This window comes from Modestobacter sp. KNN46-3 (assembly GCF_011039295.1).
Genome location: NZ_JAAKGN010000005.1, coordinates 16,051 through 31,106 on the forward strand (window position 1 = coordinate 16,051; position 15,056 = coordinate 31,106).

Here is a 15,056-nt window from a genome sequence, read left to right on the forward strand (position 1 = left end):
CGACGCTCGCCGCAGTGCAGACGACGAGAGGTGAGTGCAGTGGACAAGCGGATCGGTTTCCTGTCCTTCGGGCACTGGCAGCCCATCCCCGGCTCGCAGGTGCGGACCGGGCGGGACGCGCTGGTGCAGAGCGTCGAGCTGGCGGTGGCCGCCGAGGAGCTGGGCCTCGACGGCGCCCACGTGCGGGTGCACCACTTCGCCCGGCAGCTCGCCTCGCCCTTCCCGCTGCTGACCGCCATGGGCATGCGCACCAGCCGGATCGAGCTGGGCACCGGCGTCATCGACATGCGGTACGAGAACCCGCTGTACATGGCCGAGGAGGCCGCGGCCGCCGACCTGCTCATCGGTGAGCGGCTGCAGCTGGGCATCAGCCGCGGCTCACCGGAGACGGCCCTGCGTGGTTCGGAGGCCTTCGGCTACGTGCCGCCGGCGGGCAGCAGCGACGCCGACCTCGCCCGGGAGAAGACGGCGCTGTTCCTGACCGCGATCAGCGGGGCCACCGTCGTGGACGCCGATCCGCGGATGACCGGCGGGGCGTCCGCCCGGCTCGCCGTCCAGCCGCAGTCCCCGGGGCTGCGGCAGCGGATCTGGTGGGGGTCGGGCACCCGGCAGACCGCGGTGTGGACCGCGCAGCAGGGGATGAACCTGATGAGCTCAACCCTGCTGTCCGAGGACACCGGGGTGCCCTTCGACCAGCTGCAGGCCGAGCAGATCGCGCTCTACCGCGCGGCCTGGGCCGAAGCCGGCTGGGCGCACGAACCGCGGGTCTCGGTCAGCCGCAGCGTGCTGCCGATCACCAGCGACCTCGACCGGCAGTACTTCGGCTCGGGTCAGGGCGGCGACGACCAGGTCGGCATCCTGGACGGCGTGCGGGCCCGGTTCGGCAAGAGCTACGTCGGCGAGCCCGACCAGCTGGCCGAGGAGCTGGCCAAGGACGCCGCCGTCCGGGACGCCGACACCCTGCTGCTGACCGTGCCCAACATGCTGGGCGTGGAGTACAACGCCCACCTGCTGGAGACGGTGGCCCGGCACGTCGCCCCGGCCATCGGCTGGGTCGCCCGGTCGGATCGCCCCGCCGGCTGACGGCCGACGGTCAGCTGCGCGGCGCCACTCCCGTGCGGGCCGGCTCCGCAGCGACGGCGAAGAGCTGCGGTTGGTGTCCCTCCCGGCACCGATCAGGGCGATCTGGTCCCGTGCCCGTGACCTCGCCACGGGGCCGTCCCGGAGGCCTCCTCACTCCTCGCCGGTCAGCGCCTCCTCGGCCAGTTCCTCCGGCACCGGGACGCCGGTGAGCTCGAGCAGACGCCGCACGGTCTCCTCGACGAAGAGGTCCTCCGGCTCGTCGTCCTCGTCGTCCGGCGCCAGGAGGGCGGCCACGTCCTGTGGGTCCACCTCCCGCCCGGTCGCCAGCAGCGCCCAGTGGGCGAGCCCGCGGGCCTCGGCGTCGTTGTCCACCGGCGCGCTCGCGGTCGGGTCCTCGAAGTAGACCCGGGGCTGGAAGCCGAGGTAGCACCGGCCACCGGCGTCCCCGGTCGGCCGGTAGTCGATGGTCGCGATGTCGCTGTCGTGGACGTCGATGACCAGGTACCGCTCGCGGCGGGCGTCCGGGCTGGTCCAGGCGCCGTCGCTGTAGGTGAACGTCCCGAAGAGCCCCATGGCGGGGCAGGCTATCGACCGACGTACCGACCATCGGGGCGCGCGCTACGACGGACCGGCCCAGCCGGTGCGGTCGGAGGCTCGTCGGCGGCCGAACCCGCTCGCTCGTGGCCGGGCGCCGCGAGCAACCGGCTGCTGAACGGTGAGAAGACTCTCTCGGCATCCTCGGGCGTGCCTCGCGCCGACCCCGCAGGCTGTGACCGGCCTGTGACATCAGCCGCGCAACAGACGGGTCGCCCACGCACCCCGTCGGCGAGATGTCCGAACCCCTCAACGCGATTGGAGCCCTCGTGCGCCCGTCCCGCATCGTGCTGGCAGCGCTGGTCGCGCTGCTCGCCACCGCCATCGCCACGCCTGCTGCCGCGGCCCCGACCGGCGGATCAGGCGGCCCGCTCACCGACCGCACGTTCCAGACGTTCACCGGCGCCGGGTACACCGCCCAGCACCACGTGTACGCGGCCGGGATCGACCCTTCCCAGCCGGTCGGGCTGCTCGTCTACGCCGACGGCACCGGCGAGTACGGGTTCGAGAACCCGTCGGCCAGCTACTCACTGGGTGGGGTCAACGGGGTCGTCGCCGTGGCGAAGCGGCACAACATGGTCCTGCTGGTGCCCTCCAGCCCCAACCGCGCCTGTCAGTGCTGGGAGCGGGGCGACCCGACCGGGTACGCCGACCACCTCGCCGCGCTGATCGACTCGGTCCACGGCCAGTACGACATCGACCGGGACCGCGTGTGGCTGGGCGGGTACAGCACCGGCGCGCAGCTGATGACCCGGTTCCTGTTCCCCCGGCACTCGGAGCTCTTGACCGGCGGCGGGACCATCGTGATCGGCGGGGGCGGCGCACCCGCGGTCGCTGCGGACGCGTTCCCCGCGTCGCTCAAGGCCAACGTGCACATGCACTGGGACACCGGCGAGCTGGACACCGACACGAACGGGTCCGCGCCTGGCGGCCTGAACTCGCTGAACGGTCCCTATGGGGCCAAGGTCGGCGAGGCCTGGTACGCCGACCGCGGTTTCCAGACGTCGCACGAGCACCCGGCCGGAGTCGGCCACGCCCGCAACGGTCAGTTCGGGACGATCATCGAGGGGGTCCTCAACCGGTACGCCACCCCGAGCGCCGGTTCCGAGCCCGCGGCCAGCCCGCAGCCGTGGGAGCACACCGTCACCCCGAGCCGCATCGGCGTGACCGTGTCCGCGTACGTCCCCCCGAACACGACGCGGACCACCCTCCGGGTCTCCGCCGCACCGTTCGGCTCGCAGACCGGCTTCTACACCTACCGCACGACCAGCAACGACGTCGTCCCGCTGTCCATCACCCGCAGCCTCGCCCCGGACAGGTCCTACCACTACCAGCTGGAGACCGGGACGGACCGGACGGTGGTCGCCTCGGGCACCTTCCGGACGCTTCCCTGACACGGGCGCCGAGACGCCCTGCGCAGGCTGACCGTCCGGCCCGGCCCGTGCCGGGTCCCCCGGGCCTCGCCGCTCCCTGACGACGGCGGTGATCCGGGGTTGGCACCGCGGGACGCCGGGCATGTCGGCCGTGCGTACACCCGACGTCGGCCCTGGCCGATCGACCACGAGGAGAACGATGACCAGCATCTCCCTGCCCGCACGCCGCAACCGGTGGCGCTCCGCCGCCGCAGGTGTCGCCATCGCCGCTGCGTCGTTCACCATGACCGCCTGCGGTGGTGACGAGGAGGGCGGCGAGGACACCGGCGTGGTCGAGGACGGCGGCACGGTCGACGAGGAGGAAGAGGACGACGACTAGGAGTCGTCCGGTCGCGACGACCGAGTCGGTCGGCGGGGTGCGCGGTCTGCGCCCCGACGACCGACCGCGTCCAGCCGGCTGATCGGGCCAGCCGGCGCCTGCGTACACCCGGGACGAGGGAGCCAGTGGCGCGCCCGGCAGGGATCGAACCTGCGACCAAGTGCATCGCAGACCGTACGTCCACGGGCTTTCCCCCGGACTCTCATCCGCTCACCCGCTTCCGATCTGACCTGCTTCTTTGCCCCTCGCAACACCCACGTTGATCCACGGCGATCGGCAAGGGCTCCCGGCGCCATAGGTAACTCCATGGGTAACAAGGCGGTATTACCGGCGGCGTGGACATCCTGCGTGCGGACCACTCTGGGGCGCTTGTGTCCCCTGGGGCCGGTGTGACTCACAGCATCGGCCCGTTGACGCAGAGTCGTGGTCGTGTGCTAACTTCGTCCCAACGAGTTCCGAACCGCTGCAGCGCCGTCCCCGCTAGTTCTGCAGCAGACTCCACCACGGTCGGACAAGCGCCCTAACTAACTGAATACTCCGACGCTGCCTTGCCCGCGAAGCGGGAGGCACTGTGCAGTCGCCCGGAAACCACCCCAATCCACGGGACCTCTGTATCTACAGGGTCCCTATCCATTGAGGGGGGTTTCCCTGGGCGTGCCCTCCGTCGGTTCGGTTAGCTACTAGGAAGCTCCCCTCCACATCTCCTGTGGAGGAATGCGTGACCAGCGCATCTCGGACCCCTGAGGGTCCATCGTTCATCTCCGCCGTCCCGACGGCTGCGCCATGCGCCCAGCCGTGGTGGAACCACTGCCCCGACCAGGTCGAGTGGCTGTCCAGTGACGCCGCAGCGGCCTACCTGTTCACCCCGGAGGTCACCCTCCGCACGTGGCGAGCCCGGCTGATCGGCCCGCCGTTCCACCGCGTCGGCCACCGGGTGATGTACTCCCGGCGGGACCTGGATGTGTTCGTCGCCGCTGGGCGCGTGCAGACCTCCGGTGTCGTCTCGCTGTCCGGCCCGGAGCTGGCTGCTGTCCTCCCGAGTGATGACCAGTGAGCGCCGGGAACCTGCCCCAGTACGTGCGGCGTCCCGAGGCTGCCCGCTACCTGGGGCTGTCCGTGGGCACGTTGGAGAACTGGGCATGCCACCCGAACGGACGCGGTCTCGCGTTCCACAAGGTGGGCGGCATCGTTCTCTACGACGCGCAGGAGCTGGCTCGCTTCGTGCAGGCCCGCCTTGTCCAGAGCGGGCGTGCGGCGTGACCGCACCAGAGTCACATCGACAGGCGAAGCGGTGGGAGCAGGTCAAGCGGTGGTGGCTCGCCGTCTTGGACTGCCACCCGTGCGCGGCTCAGGCCGCGTGGGCGGCTCAGTGTGGGTACAGCGTCGTCCACCCGCCGTGCGGTTCGTGTCGTGCCAAGGTGGCCGCGCTGCCCACTCCGGCCGTGAACGGCTGGCGCACAGGTGAGCCCGTCAGCGCATCTGAAATGACCGCCACGGACGTCTCGGTGTCCTCGGACCCGACAGAGCCCAGGCGGTCACTCACGGGCGGGCAGTGGGCCGCATGACCGCCGATCAGGGAGCCGCCCGTCCGTGGAACCTGACTCGGTGGGTCGACGTCATGCCAGGCCATGACCTGGTGCTCACCAGGGCCGACGTCGAGGGAGCGCCTGCCGGTGCCGTGTTCAGCATCGAAGCTGACTTTGGGTCCGGCGGTCACCCGGTGCCCATCTCGGTCGAGCGCCGTCGGGATGGGACGTGGACGGTCCACTCCCGGGCCTACGTCCCCTCGGATGCCCTGATGGGAGGTAGGGCGACCCCGCGTCGTCGGGTGTGGAGGGAGACCGGCGAGGACGCCTCGCCCGTGGTCGAACAGGCGGGCGACCGGAGCCGGGTGACCTTCGCCGAGGCAGCCGCGCGCATGGCCAAGGCTCAACGGTGAGTCCACCCCAACGCGGCATCACCTTCGCTACGGGCTCGGAGTGGGGGGCCTATGCCCAGCAGGAGATGACTCGGTGGGCCAAGGACGGTGCGGTGACTCCGCTCGCCGTCCGGGTCCTGTTCGCCGCAATGGGACAGCACGACCGGAATGGTCATGCCCGCTTCCGTTCCGGCGAGCTGGCCGACGTGCTCGGCTCCATCGACGTCACGACGGGCGAAGTGCGACCGGCCCGACGAGACAGCGTGTCGGACGCCATCAAGGCCGCGAAACGACTCGGCTACATCACCGACGAGTCCACGGTGCGCTGTCTGGTCCTCAGTCGTCACGTCTTCCAGAAGTCGTGGGGATCGCCAGCTCCGTGCGCCGTGCACGACTGACGAAGTTGGCCCTACAGGCCAACGAATGAGTCGGAAGTTGGCCCGTGAGGCCAAGTCGCTTGGCCCTACAGACCAAATGGCAGTCCGGAAACTCCCGGAATTCCGGGGATCTCAGGGCCTCTCCTCTTATAGATCATCTAGGCAACGGTGAAAGGAGTTTGTGGTGAGGGGCGCTCCCCGCCCACCATGCCTAGCCACAAGGAAAGACAGGCTCAGGTCAATCACTGGGGGGCTCCGCGCCCACCAGACCTGATCTCAACGGCAATAGGAGTTAGGGACTGAGGGGCGCTCCGCGCCCACCAGACCTGGTCTCAACGGCGAAAGGAGTTACGGGTGAGGGGCGCTCCGCGCCCACCAGACCTGATCTCAACGGCGAAAGGAGTTACGGGTGAGGGGCGCTCCGCGCCCACCCGACCTGATCTCAACGGCAATAGGAGCTAGGGACTGAGGGGCGCTCCGCGCCCACCATGCCCAGCCATAAGGAAAGACAGGCTCAGGTCAATCACTGGGGGCGCTCCGCGCCCGCCAGACCTGATCTCAACGGCAATACGAGTTAGGGACTGAGGGGTGCTCCGCGCCCACCATCTCCAGTTAGAGGCATGGGCGGTCTCTGTGAGACCACTGCGCCGATGCCCCAACCCCATCACACACACCTGCCTGTCCGCAGGTCTCTTCGGCCTGCCCGGAAACGGGCAGGCCCTCAGGAAGGAAGCAATGCCCGAGCCACATCCCGGCGCAATCAACACGACGCCGGCCTCCGCACGCAATCGCAAGACCAAGCCCAACAACAGCCAGACCAACAACACCACCGATAACCATTCCGCCGACGCGGAGACGACGACTGAAACCCCCACGGGTCAGGTCACCAGTGAGGAACCCACCATGACGACGACCACCAAGCCCGCTGAACCCACCGCCGCCGAGCTGTCCCGGCGTGCACTGGCCCAGGAGAAGGCCACCCACGCCCAAGCCCTCACCCTGAACGACCAGTGCCAGACCGCCACCGAGGAGCTGAGCGCCTTCCTCGCCAGCGGACAGGCCAGCCTCTCCGACTTCGCCAACCACAAGGGGCGGTGGCTGGACGTCCACGCTGCCCAGGACGTCGCCGCCCTACTGGTCACGGGCTGCGAGAACAACGTCAAGCGTGCCGAGCGTGCCCTCATCAACGACGACACCACGGTTGCCGAGCTGTTCGCCAACGTCCTGGCCGACGTCTACGGCGGTGAGCTGCTCGTGCAGGTCGTGACCATCAAGGCTGACACCAAGCCCAACGACGACGGTTCCCCGGTGTTGTTCATCGTGCAGGAGAAGGCCGGAGTGAACAAGGCGGGCATTCTGTCCGCCAAGCTCTTCCTGACCTATTACCGGGGGGCTCTCCATGCTCCGCTGAACGCTGATGCCATTCAGAAGGCATGTCGGGCGCGGAACTACAGCGTTCAGATCGACCCGTGGCCCAGCCAGAAGTACGGCACCTACTTCGAGGACCCGACTGCCGTCAACGTCACGCGCGCATTCATGGCCGTTCCGACGCTCGACGCCGAGCCGACTGACGGACAGGTTTCCCTGTACGCCAATGTCGTTCGGAATGTCCTCCGGAACGCTGTCACGTACAGCGGCGAGCGCGACGGCGTGCGTCTGAGCTACGAGCCGGTCGAGGGCGCGGCCAAGTCGGAGGGAATGAGCTACAAGGTGCTGGCCCATTCACGGGGCAAGGGTGACCGGCGCATGACGGTTGAGATTGTCTGCAAGGTGTGGCCGGACAAGATGCTGATGGGTCAGCCCGTGGTCGAGATGATGAAGGAGGCCGTTCGGAAGCAGGTCGGCAACATGGCCGACGACCTGGGGCGGGTCGCCGCTATCGATCACCTGTCGGTTGATGCCCCCGACCTGGCTCGGCGGTTCGCCGACCCTGACCCGTTCACCGTGACGGCTCACTTCGGCATCACTTACCGCATCGGCTGACCAGAGTCGGCGATGCTCGGCGGGGCGGCTCCGATAGCGCCCCGCCGAGCACCCTGGGATGACGCGACCGACCCTCGCCAAGCTAATGAGCAAGCCAGATCTAGGGAGCTACACGACGCGGGACAGCGCACCGCAACCAAGGGGCGAGCTGGTCACTTGGGCGATTGTTGCCGACCTGGCATGAACCGGGAGTCGCCCAGAGCGTTCCGCAATTCGTCGCCGAGATGCTGATACTCGAAGAGTTTGCGCGCGAGGAAAATTTGATTGCCCGCGTCAGTCATGAACCTAGGAGCCGCCTCGACATCTCTTAAGTATTCATGAATGCCGGCTGAGTCGAGCCTAGCTATGGCCGCAGACACTCGCGGCTCGAACTTACTCAGGAAGGGAATAACGGCCTTATAGGCTTCCCGATGCTGCTCGATCGCTCTGCGCATGGACGCGAATAGGTCGTGACTATGCACGTCAAAGTATCCCCAATCGATGCGCTTCAAAGCGTCTGCAATCTCTTCGGGGCTATCGGCCTCCCATTTGTTCTGCGCCATCCCGCTTTCGGCGAAGACCGCGTAAATCATGATGGGGGGGACGGTGGCGAGACGGTGAAGACTGAGCACCGACGCCCTGTAGTGGGCGCGGTACTCTTCCGCCCGAGGACGCTCGACAACCAGCCAGTTGAAGATGTGGGCCGCAATGTAGGAGTAGCCGAGCCCCATAACTGCAATGCCGATCTCCTGACCGAGCGGCCAAAACTCGGGAACGTCGGATAGAAAGGTGGCGCTGCCGACGGCCAGGGCAGTCGGGATGAGTCCGTGGCGCTTGACCCGTTCGAGCACAAGGCGAGCCTACTGGTTCAGTTGACGGAATCCGGTTGCCGGGAGGCAGCTTTCACGGCCAGTTGAATCCACCTCACTGGCCCCAATACCGTGGCAACACCCCGGCTGCTAAGACCCGGCGATGAGGCCCCTGAGTGCCCAGGGGGTGCTACCCCCAGGGGTACTGGGCAGCCATTCCACCGGGGTCAGGTACGGCGATCTGAGGGGCTGGCAGCAGCGGCCCACCAAACTGATACCCGGCAACGCTCAGGCGGACGCTCACGGCCAGCACAGCGGGCGCACGGGCCATGCAGCGACCACGCGCGGCCAGGTCAAGCGCCGCCGCAACGCGAGGCGGCCAGCCAGGGCCAGGGCCAGCAGACGCACCAGACCTCATGCCGCCGTCCGGGCTCTGCGCGACGCACGGCTGCGCGGCTCGGGATTGTCGCCGCCCTGGGCGACTCCAAGCCCTACCTGCTCAGGCCGCCCCGCGCGGGACCAGCTTTGGCCAGGGCCGCCGGACACCGGTCGACAGCGGCAGTGGCACGTCATGGGGGCAGGTGCTGCGCTCACGGTGACGAGGTAACCACCGGCCGGTGATCAATCCGAGGGTTACCGGTCGGTGGCTCGGCTCATGCCGGACGTGGCGATGCTGGGTCAGGGCCGCGCGTTGCGTCCCCGGTCGATCAGCTCATCAACGAGGTCTGGCCCGGCCAACAGATCACCCACGAATTGCGTCAGCCCACCCGTGATAGCCGTCAAGTCTTCTTGGGAGGGCCTTGTCGCGCTTCCATGTGTGACACGTCCCCGGATGCGATAGCACCGCTTGAAAAACTTCACCGCAGAATCGCCCGCATACTCCCGGTCGCCTAGAGAAAGGGCGAGCTGCGTGCCTTGCTGGCCAAATGAGGCGACCTTCAATCGGGACACAGCTGACGTTAGACGCTCCTTTTCGACCGCGTCGATGGTCGCCTGGGTAACTTTCAAGACAAGTGCGTCAACAAGAATCTGCACTTCCGCCGCCCGGTTGAATTCTGTCATTAGGGATTCCACGGCGGCGATGAGTAGAAGGAATTTTGCGTCTACCGACTGTGCCATCAGGCCAGCGCTGTAGAGATCAAATGCGAGCCTTTGCTGAGCGTGCCTTCGCCTGTTGAGGCCGCTGGCAAGCGTTAGTCGCAGTGCCTCGACGGACTGCGTCGCAAAGCCAGACGCCGAGCCGCGGAAGAGCGACACGTTCTGGTCTGCGGGTATGACCATGAGGCCGTGTACGTCATTGAGGACTGGCCCTCCGGAAGCCTCAGAGGCAATCGCTAGCATTCTGGGATGGAGCCAACCATCAGTGTTCCGCTCACCGAAGTCGGCTGCAACGCGGAACGCGGCGAGCGCTCGCTCGAAGGCGTCCCTCCAGTGATTCCCCGCGCTCGCCGCCTCGTCCTCAGACGAATACCTCTCTCCGTAGAGCGCTAGCCATTTTGAGTCGCCGATCGTCGAGGAGCCCACTGCGCGCAGCTTGACTACCACGTCGACGGCCTCATGTAGCACTACTTCGTGCTCCTCGTGCGCAAAAGGGAATACGCCTCGCGGCTTGAAGCGCAGGCGGAAAGCGAAGCTTGCCGGAGGATGAGTCACAGTCGGCGAGGGTAGACGCGCCGGTGCAGGAGGCTGCGATGATTTGCGCGGCGATTCCGCGAATATGTTGGTGTGCTCGCTTCGAACGTGGCATGATCATCTTCAGCTAATCCGTCGCCGCAGCCCGTGGCTCGCCGCCGGATCAGCACTCACGCGCCAGCGGCGCGACCTGAGTGGGTCTGTGGCCCCCAGGAGTCCTCATCGACTCCAGCGGAGCCACTTCCATGACTGCATCCACGTCCACCGGCGCTGCCCTGCTGCGCCCCGAGCAGGTCGCCGATCTGCTCGTCAAGCCCGTGCTGGCCCTGTCCTTGGCGACCCGCCCCGAGGTCACCACCGTCGTCCGCACCACCAGCACGACCCTGCGGATCCCCATGGTCAACCACGACCCCGTCGCCGCCTGGGTGGTCGAGGGTGCGGAGATCGCGGTCTCCGACGCCACGATCGCAGAGCTGGACGTCAGCCCCAGCAAGCTCGCCGGGCTGACGATCATCACCAACGAGCTGGCCGCCGACAGCTCCCCGGAGGCCGCCCAGGTCGTCGGGGACGGTCTCGCTCGGGACATCGCCCGCAAGCTCGAAGCCGCGTTTTTCGGCAACCTGGCGGCACCGGCACCGGCCGGGCTGGAGGCCCTGCCGACGACGGCCGGGAACGTCCAGACCGTCGCCGCCGGGACCGCGTTCGCCGACCTCGACCCGTTCGCCGAGGCGCAGGCCCTCGCCGAGAACGTCGGGGCCACCGTGACCGCGTTCGTGGCCAACCCGACCGACGCCCTGGCCCTGGCCACGCTGAACGGCGGGACGGCGCTGAACACGCCGCTGCTGGGACAGGACCCCACCCAGCCGTCTCGACGGCAGATCCTCGGGGTGCCGCTGTTGGTCTCCCCGGCGGTCACGGCGGGCCACGTCTGGGCGCTCGACGGCTCCCGGAACTACGTGGTGCTCCGCGAGGACGCCACGGTGACCGTGGACCCGTCGCCGTTCTTCACCTCCGACCGCACTGCCGTGCGCGGGATCCTGCGGGCCGGGCTCGGCTGGGCGCACCCTGCCGCCGTCGTCCGGATCACCGTCGGAGCCTGACCCGACTGACCACCTGGTCCAGCGTCAACGCCACCGGGACCTGACCTCGCCGACGGGACAGGCCGCTCGCCGGAGCGATGGACGGCCCACGATCGGATTCTTCAGGCCGTAGGCCGTGCCAGCGCGGGGGCGAGAACATGACGGAGCCCGCCGGAGGCAGTGCCGCCTCTGGCGGGCTCTGCTATATCGGTAGGGTCTGGGTCCAGCAGCTCTATAAGGGGGGGCGAGCTCGATGGCCCGCACCATCGATTACACCATCGCCTATCGCATTGGTGGCAAGACAGTAGATCTCTTCAAGATCTTCTTTGGCGGCGACGGCTCGTACTACGTCACCGCGCCGTATCACCCACTGAATCGCGCAATCGCAGCCAGGATGACTGTGAACTATGCAAAGCCTGAGGGGCAATTTCGGCTGACCGACTCTGAAGATATTGCAGTTCTCGACGACGACGATCGACGACTCAAGTTGTCACACCACCCCGACGGCTTTTTGCAATTCTCTGGACAGGGTGTCCGCTCGGGTCGGGATGAGCAGGGTCGCCCCAAGGGTATGGGCGTTCACTCCTGGAGATTGACAAACCCCGCATTCGGCCCATCGTTTCAGCTGGGTTTCTCCGACGCTCTCGCTTGTGGGCGGGCGAGTAGAGGGCGAACGAGGACAGTCATCTTCGACGAAGAAGACATTGAGCACCTTCGGAGCGGAGGTATCGACGGCCTCAGCATAGTGGGGTACTACCTTCCGGTGCGGTGGCGAGAATTCGTTTACCGCACATCGGATGGGTCCATGCGTATCGACCTGGTTCATCCCAACACTCAGGCGGTCAAACGCCTGCGCGTTGTGCTCGCATCTAAGGACTCCGAAATCCCTGGGCTTGTCGGACTAGAGGCGTTGCCCCACGGGTTGGATGCCATCGATGACCAGCCCAGCTTCTTCGTGACCACATCTACAGGAAGTTTGCGGCGGAATATCTATGGAGAACTCGTGGGCGACCAACTGTTCTGCGCATACCCGCCACCGGACTTGGATGACGCAAAATATCCATCGTTGAACCACCCCTTGCCGCAACCCCCATATACGGCCCCTCCCGGAACGACGGAGATATTCCCTCCCGAAAGCGAGTAAGCCATACCGTCGAGCCTGGTGTCAGCCATCACGCACGCGTGATGGAGTCCGCACCAGAAGGGCCTGACTCTCCACCGCAGGGCAGACCGTCCTGAGGTCGCTCGGAACTGCTCATGCCCTCAGCAGTTCTGTCGGTAGCTCAGGGAAGGCTGCCGACCATGACCGAGACCGACTCCTCCAGCCGACCCGATGCCCCTCGCCGGTGGGGCGACATGGTCCTCAAGGCCGCTGCTGGTGCCGTACTGCTGGTACTAGCGACGATGTGGAACTCGTCGGCGTCGGACTACTACAAACTTGCTGACGTCCACCGCCAGAACGCGGCGGTCGCTGTCGCTCATGCCCTAGCCGATGGTGGGGCGAACCTAGACGGCTACCCAGCCGTACCTCCGGACGTGTTGGAGTTCGCGGGCGGCGCTGAGTCTCTTCCTACTTTTCCCCCGGTGCCGCCCGAGCAAGCGGAGGCAGCCGTAGCAGCCAGTACGGCCCTCGCCGCATATGCCGCGACCCAAGCCACCGAGGCGCGGACAGACGGCCGACTCCTCTTGAGCGGAGCCGGTGCCACCGCGCTGGCGGGGTTCGGCCTCTTGTATCCGATTGCCTCGGTGGGGGCCGAGTCGGTCGTTCGTCAGGGGCGGCGCGAGATCGGCGAGTGGCGGAGGCTGAGGAAGTCCAGGAGCCGAGAGGTCACCACCGGGAAGGCACAGCCCGCTTAGGAAGGTGATCGCCTCACGTTTGCGACCATCATCGGGATCTCCTTGCGCCCGCCTGCTTCCAGTAGCCGGCGTTTGCCGGCTTCCCGGACGTCGGCGGCCTGGACCCGCAGCACCTCGGCCAGCGGGGTGCCGCGTTCGATGGCCACGATCAGGCCGTCGACGAACCGGGCCAGCGGATCGAGTGAGGTGCGGTCGGCCAGTTGCTGCAGCCCCTCGACCAGCGGCACTCCGGCCCCAGCCTATGTTTCCGCCGTGGCCTATCAGTGGGACGTAGCCGTCGGAGAGCAGTGCAGCTCCTAGCGGCTCGGGCAGTCCCCCCTACGATCAAATGGCGTCTGCCACGGACAGTTTGGACGTTGCGCCTAGCCCTCAGCGGCCTGTAGGTGGCGAGATGTCCCGCACAGATCCGAGCCAACTTTGCAAATCGAAAGCGTCCGGGTACGTTTCCCGAACTTCACGTCTAATCTCTTCGGCTTGGTCGCTACCCGCGAGGGCAGCGTCCATAGCGGTTAGGGCCTGGCGGACTCTAGCCGCACTACCGGTTGCGACGCGAGCGCTATCTTCGGCCTGAACAGCACGCGTCTCGGCCGCTTCCCGGCCACCAGCGCCCGCCCTAACCCCAAAGTAGAAGCCGAGGATAGTGGTCAAGACGGGCGTAACCAGTCCAATTACTTGAATGATGCGCGCAAAAGCATCGTAACCGTCAGTGCCGGCACTGGGATCTGCTGGAATTGGCGCAGTGTCCGACGCGTGGATAGCTACGACGATCGCGTAAGCGAACAAACTTGTTATAGCTAGGGCGATCAGGGCGGCTACCCACGGGTTCATGTCGCCAAGCCCGCGCGTATGGGCACGCTGACTCGACTCTTCACTTTCGCCCACAGTTGTATCCGCCACGCCTGTCGCGCCCTCTCATCAGCAGTCGGGGCTAGGAAATATGTATCACTCGAACACCCAGCTCTCGGGCCGTTTGCGCTAAGTCGCCGCGCGTGGTCAAGAGCGGAGCCGATCGCGTCAAGGCCGCACAGATGCAGAGAACATCCGAGCTGGGGAGGCCCTGATGATAAAGGTCCAGATAGTGTCTAACCAGGCGTGACCCACTCACCACCTTGAGTGGCAGACGGTCAAACACTCGCATGCGTTGCTCGACTTCGCCGGATACCGTGAAGACGCCCACAGCCAGGTTGCTCAGAAGCAGCTCAAGCACGTCGATGTACAGGTTGGGCGGCGCCAAGTAGTCGTTGCGCGCCAAAGCAAGCTGATCTGCCACCGGTCGGGATAGAGGACCAGCAACTAAAAGTTCATATATACAATCGGCAGACAATACGAGCATGCTAGGTCCGCGTCTACTTGCTTTTCGCGCGAACAGCCACGGCCTCTTCGTACGACAGTGCTCCCCTTACCGGGGACAGCGAAGCAAGAGTGTCGAAGAAGTCTTCGGTTCGCTTCGCGCGCTTGAAAGCAGGCGGGTATTTGTACACGCCTGGTCGGCGCACGTCTATGCGCAGGTCAACGTCTTCCAGCCTCAAGCGCTGATGGCCCGCAACCTCGGAGGCGGCGACGAATCTAGACACGCGCATAGCAGCGGGAACCTTCTGCCTGCGGCCTCTGATGCGCTTGCGGGCGGCTCGAGATCCGGCGGCCGCGCGACTCACCCAGGCATCGCCACTGCGCTGCCGATCTGACGCCATGCGGTCCTCAACCCCCCCGAAAGTCGATGGCGAACGCTAGCAGGCCACGACTTCGGCGGCCCGGTAAGGCGTGGCTCGTTCCCATCTCTTGACACAGTACTGCGGCTACTCCCTCTGCCTGCTAGCCGCTTGACCAAGGGCATCACGACGTGGAGCCGAGAGCCGTCGGGCAGCATCGCGTCGACGAACGGGGTGGACATGTCGATCCGCCGGCCAGCAGCCAGCGCAGGGCCGGCGCGGCGCCAGCACCAGGGTAGGGCCCTCACCAAGGGCGGGGCCAGCACCAGAGGCAGAGCCGCAGG

The 15,056-nt window shown here is 66.8% G+C and carries 14 protein-coding genes; 10 read left to right on the top strand and 4 right to left on the bottom strand.

Annotated elements, in window-relative coordinates; translation table 11 throughout:
* Positions 1-30 precede the first annotated feature (30 nt).
* A complete protein-coding gene (locus G5C62_RS02900; protein WP_241175670.1) occupies positions 31-1,083 on the top strand; it encodes an LLM class flavin-dependent oxidoreductase in 1,053 nt (350 codons plus the stop codon).
* Positions 1,084-1,233: 150 nt separating this feature from the next.
* Here the strand turns inward: G5C62_RS02900 and G5C62_RS02905 are convergent, their stop codons facing one another.
* A complete protein-coding gene (locus tag G5C62_RS02905) occupies positions 1,234-1,656 on the bottom strand; it encodes a hypothetical protein (RefSeq protein WP_164699932.1) in 423 nt (140 codons plus the stop codon).
* A 257-nt stretch (positions 1,657-1,913) separates the two neighbouring features.
* Between G5C62_RS02905 and G5C62_RS02910 the strand changes: the two genes are divergently transcribed.
* From G5C62_RS02910 to G5C62_RS02935, 6 genes are all read left to right on the top strand, one after another.
* Entirely contained in the window at positions 1,914-3,071 is a 1,158-nt protein-coding gene (locus tag G5C62_RS02910; protein WP_164699933.1) for a hypothetical protein, read from the top strand.
* Between the two features lie 178 nt (positions 3,072-3,249).
* Positions 3,250-3,429, top strand: coding sequence for a hypothetical protein (locus G5C62_RS02915; RefSeq protein ID WP_036336483.1), 180 nt, complete (start codon positions 3,250-3,252; stop codon positions 3,427-3,429).
* 718 nt (positions 3,430-4,147) lie between these two features.
* Positions 4,148-4,483 (top strand): helix-turn-helix domain-containing protein, encoded by a 336-nt coding sequence (locus G5C62_RS02920; RefSeq protein ID WP_164699934.1) that lies wholly within the window; start codon positions 4,148-4,150, stop codon positions 4,481-4,483.
* The gene (locus G5C62_RS02925) at positions 4,480-4,689 is read left to right on the top strand and encodes a helix-turn-helix domain-containing protein (RefSeq protein ID WP_206330445.1); all 210 of its coding nucleotides are present in this window, start codon (positions 4,480-4,482) and stop codon (positions 4,687-4,689) included. Before G5C62_RS02920 ends, G5C62_RS02925 begins: the two co-directional genes overlap by 4 nt.
* 771 nt (positions 4,690-5,460) lie before the next feature.
* A complete protein-coding gene (locus tag G5C62_RS02930) occupies positions 5,461-5,745 on the top strand; it encodes a hypothetical protein (protein ID WP_164699922.1) in 285 nt (94 codons plus the stop codon).
* A 714-nt stretch (positions 5,746-6,459) separates the two neighbouring features.
* A complete protein-coding gene (locus tag G5C62_RS02935) occupies positions 6,460-7,707 on the top strand; it encodes a hypothetical protein (protein WP_164699935.1) in 1,248 nt (415 codons plus the stop codon).
* A gap of 152 nt (positions 7,708-7,859) precedes the next feature.
* Here G5C62_RS02935 and G5C62_RS02940 read toward each other — a convergent pair whose 3' ends face one another.
* Positions 7,860-8,537 carry a hypothetical protein gene (locus G5C62_RS02940; RefSeq protein WP_164699936.1) on the bottom strand — a complete coding sequence of 226 codons (678 nt, stop codon included), beginning with the start codon at positions 8,535-8,537 and terminating at the stop codon, positions 7,860-7,862.
* 636 nt (positions 8,538-9,173) lie between these two features.
* Positions 9,174-10,061, bottom strand: a complete 888-nt coding sequence (locus tag G5C62_RS02945; protein ID WP_164699937.1) for a hypothetical protein — start codon at positions 10,059-10,061, stop codon at positions 9,174-9,176.
* 311 nt (positions 10,062-10,372) lie between these two features.
* Here G5C62_RS02945 and G5C62_RS02950 point away from each other — a divergent pair, with 311 nt between their 5' ends.
* The 3 genes from G5C62_RS02950 (at position 10,373) to G5C62_RS02960 (ending at position 13,063) form a co-directional block, all read left to right on the top strand.
* Positions 10,373-11,227, top strand: coding sequence for a phage major capsid protein (locus tag G5C62_RS02950; protein WP_164699938.1), 855 nt, complete (start codon positions 10,373-10,375; stop codon positions 11,225-11,227).
* A gap of 232 nt (positions 11,228-11,459) precedes the next feature.
* Positions 11,460-12,350 (top strand): hypothetical protein, encoded by an 891-nt coding sequence (locus tag G5C62_RS02955; protein ID WP_164699939.1) that lies wholly within the window; start codon positions 11,460-11,462, stop codon positions 12,348-12,350.
* Between the two features lie 158 nt (positions 12,351-12,508).
* On the top strand, positions 12,509-13,063 hold the full coding sequence (locus tag G5C62_RS02960; RefSeq protein ID WP_164699940.1) for a hypothetical protein: 555 nt from the start codon (positions 12,509-12,511) through the stop codon (positions 13,061-13,063).
* On the opposite strand, the gene G5C62_RS02965 is transcribed toward G5C62_RS02960, so the two are convergent.
* Complete coding sequence (locus G5C62_RS02965; RefSeq protein ID WP_241175671.1) at positions 13,060-13,290, bottom strand: hypothetical protein; 231 nt, start codon at positions 13,288-13,290, stop codon at positions 13,060-13,062. The genes G5C62_RS02960 and G5C62_RS02965 overlap by 4 nt on opposite strands.
* Between the last annotated feature and the right edge of the window lie 1,766 nt (positions 13,291-15,056).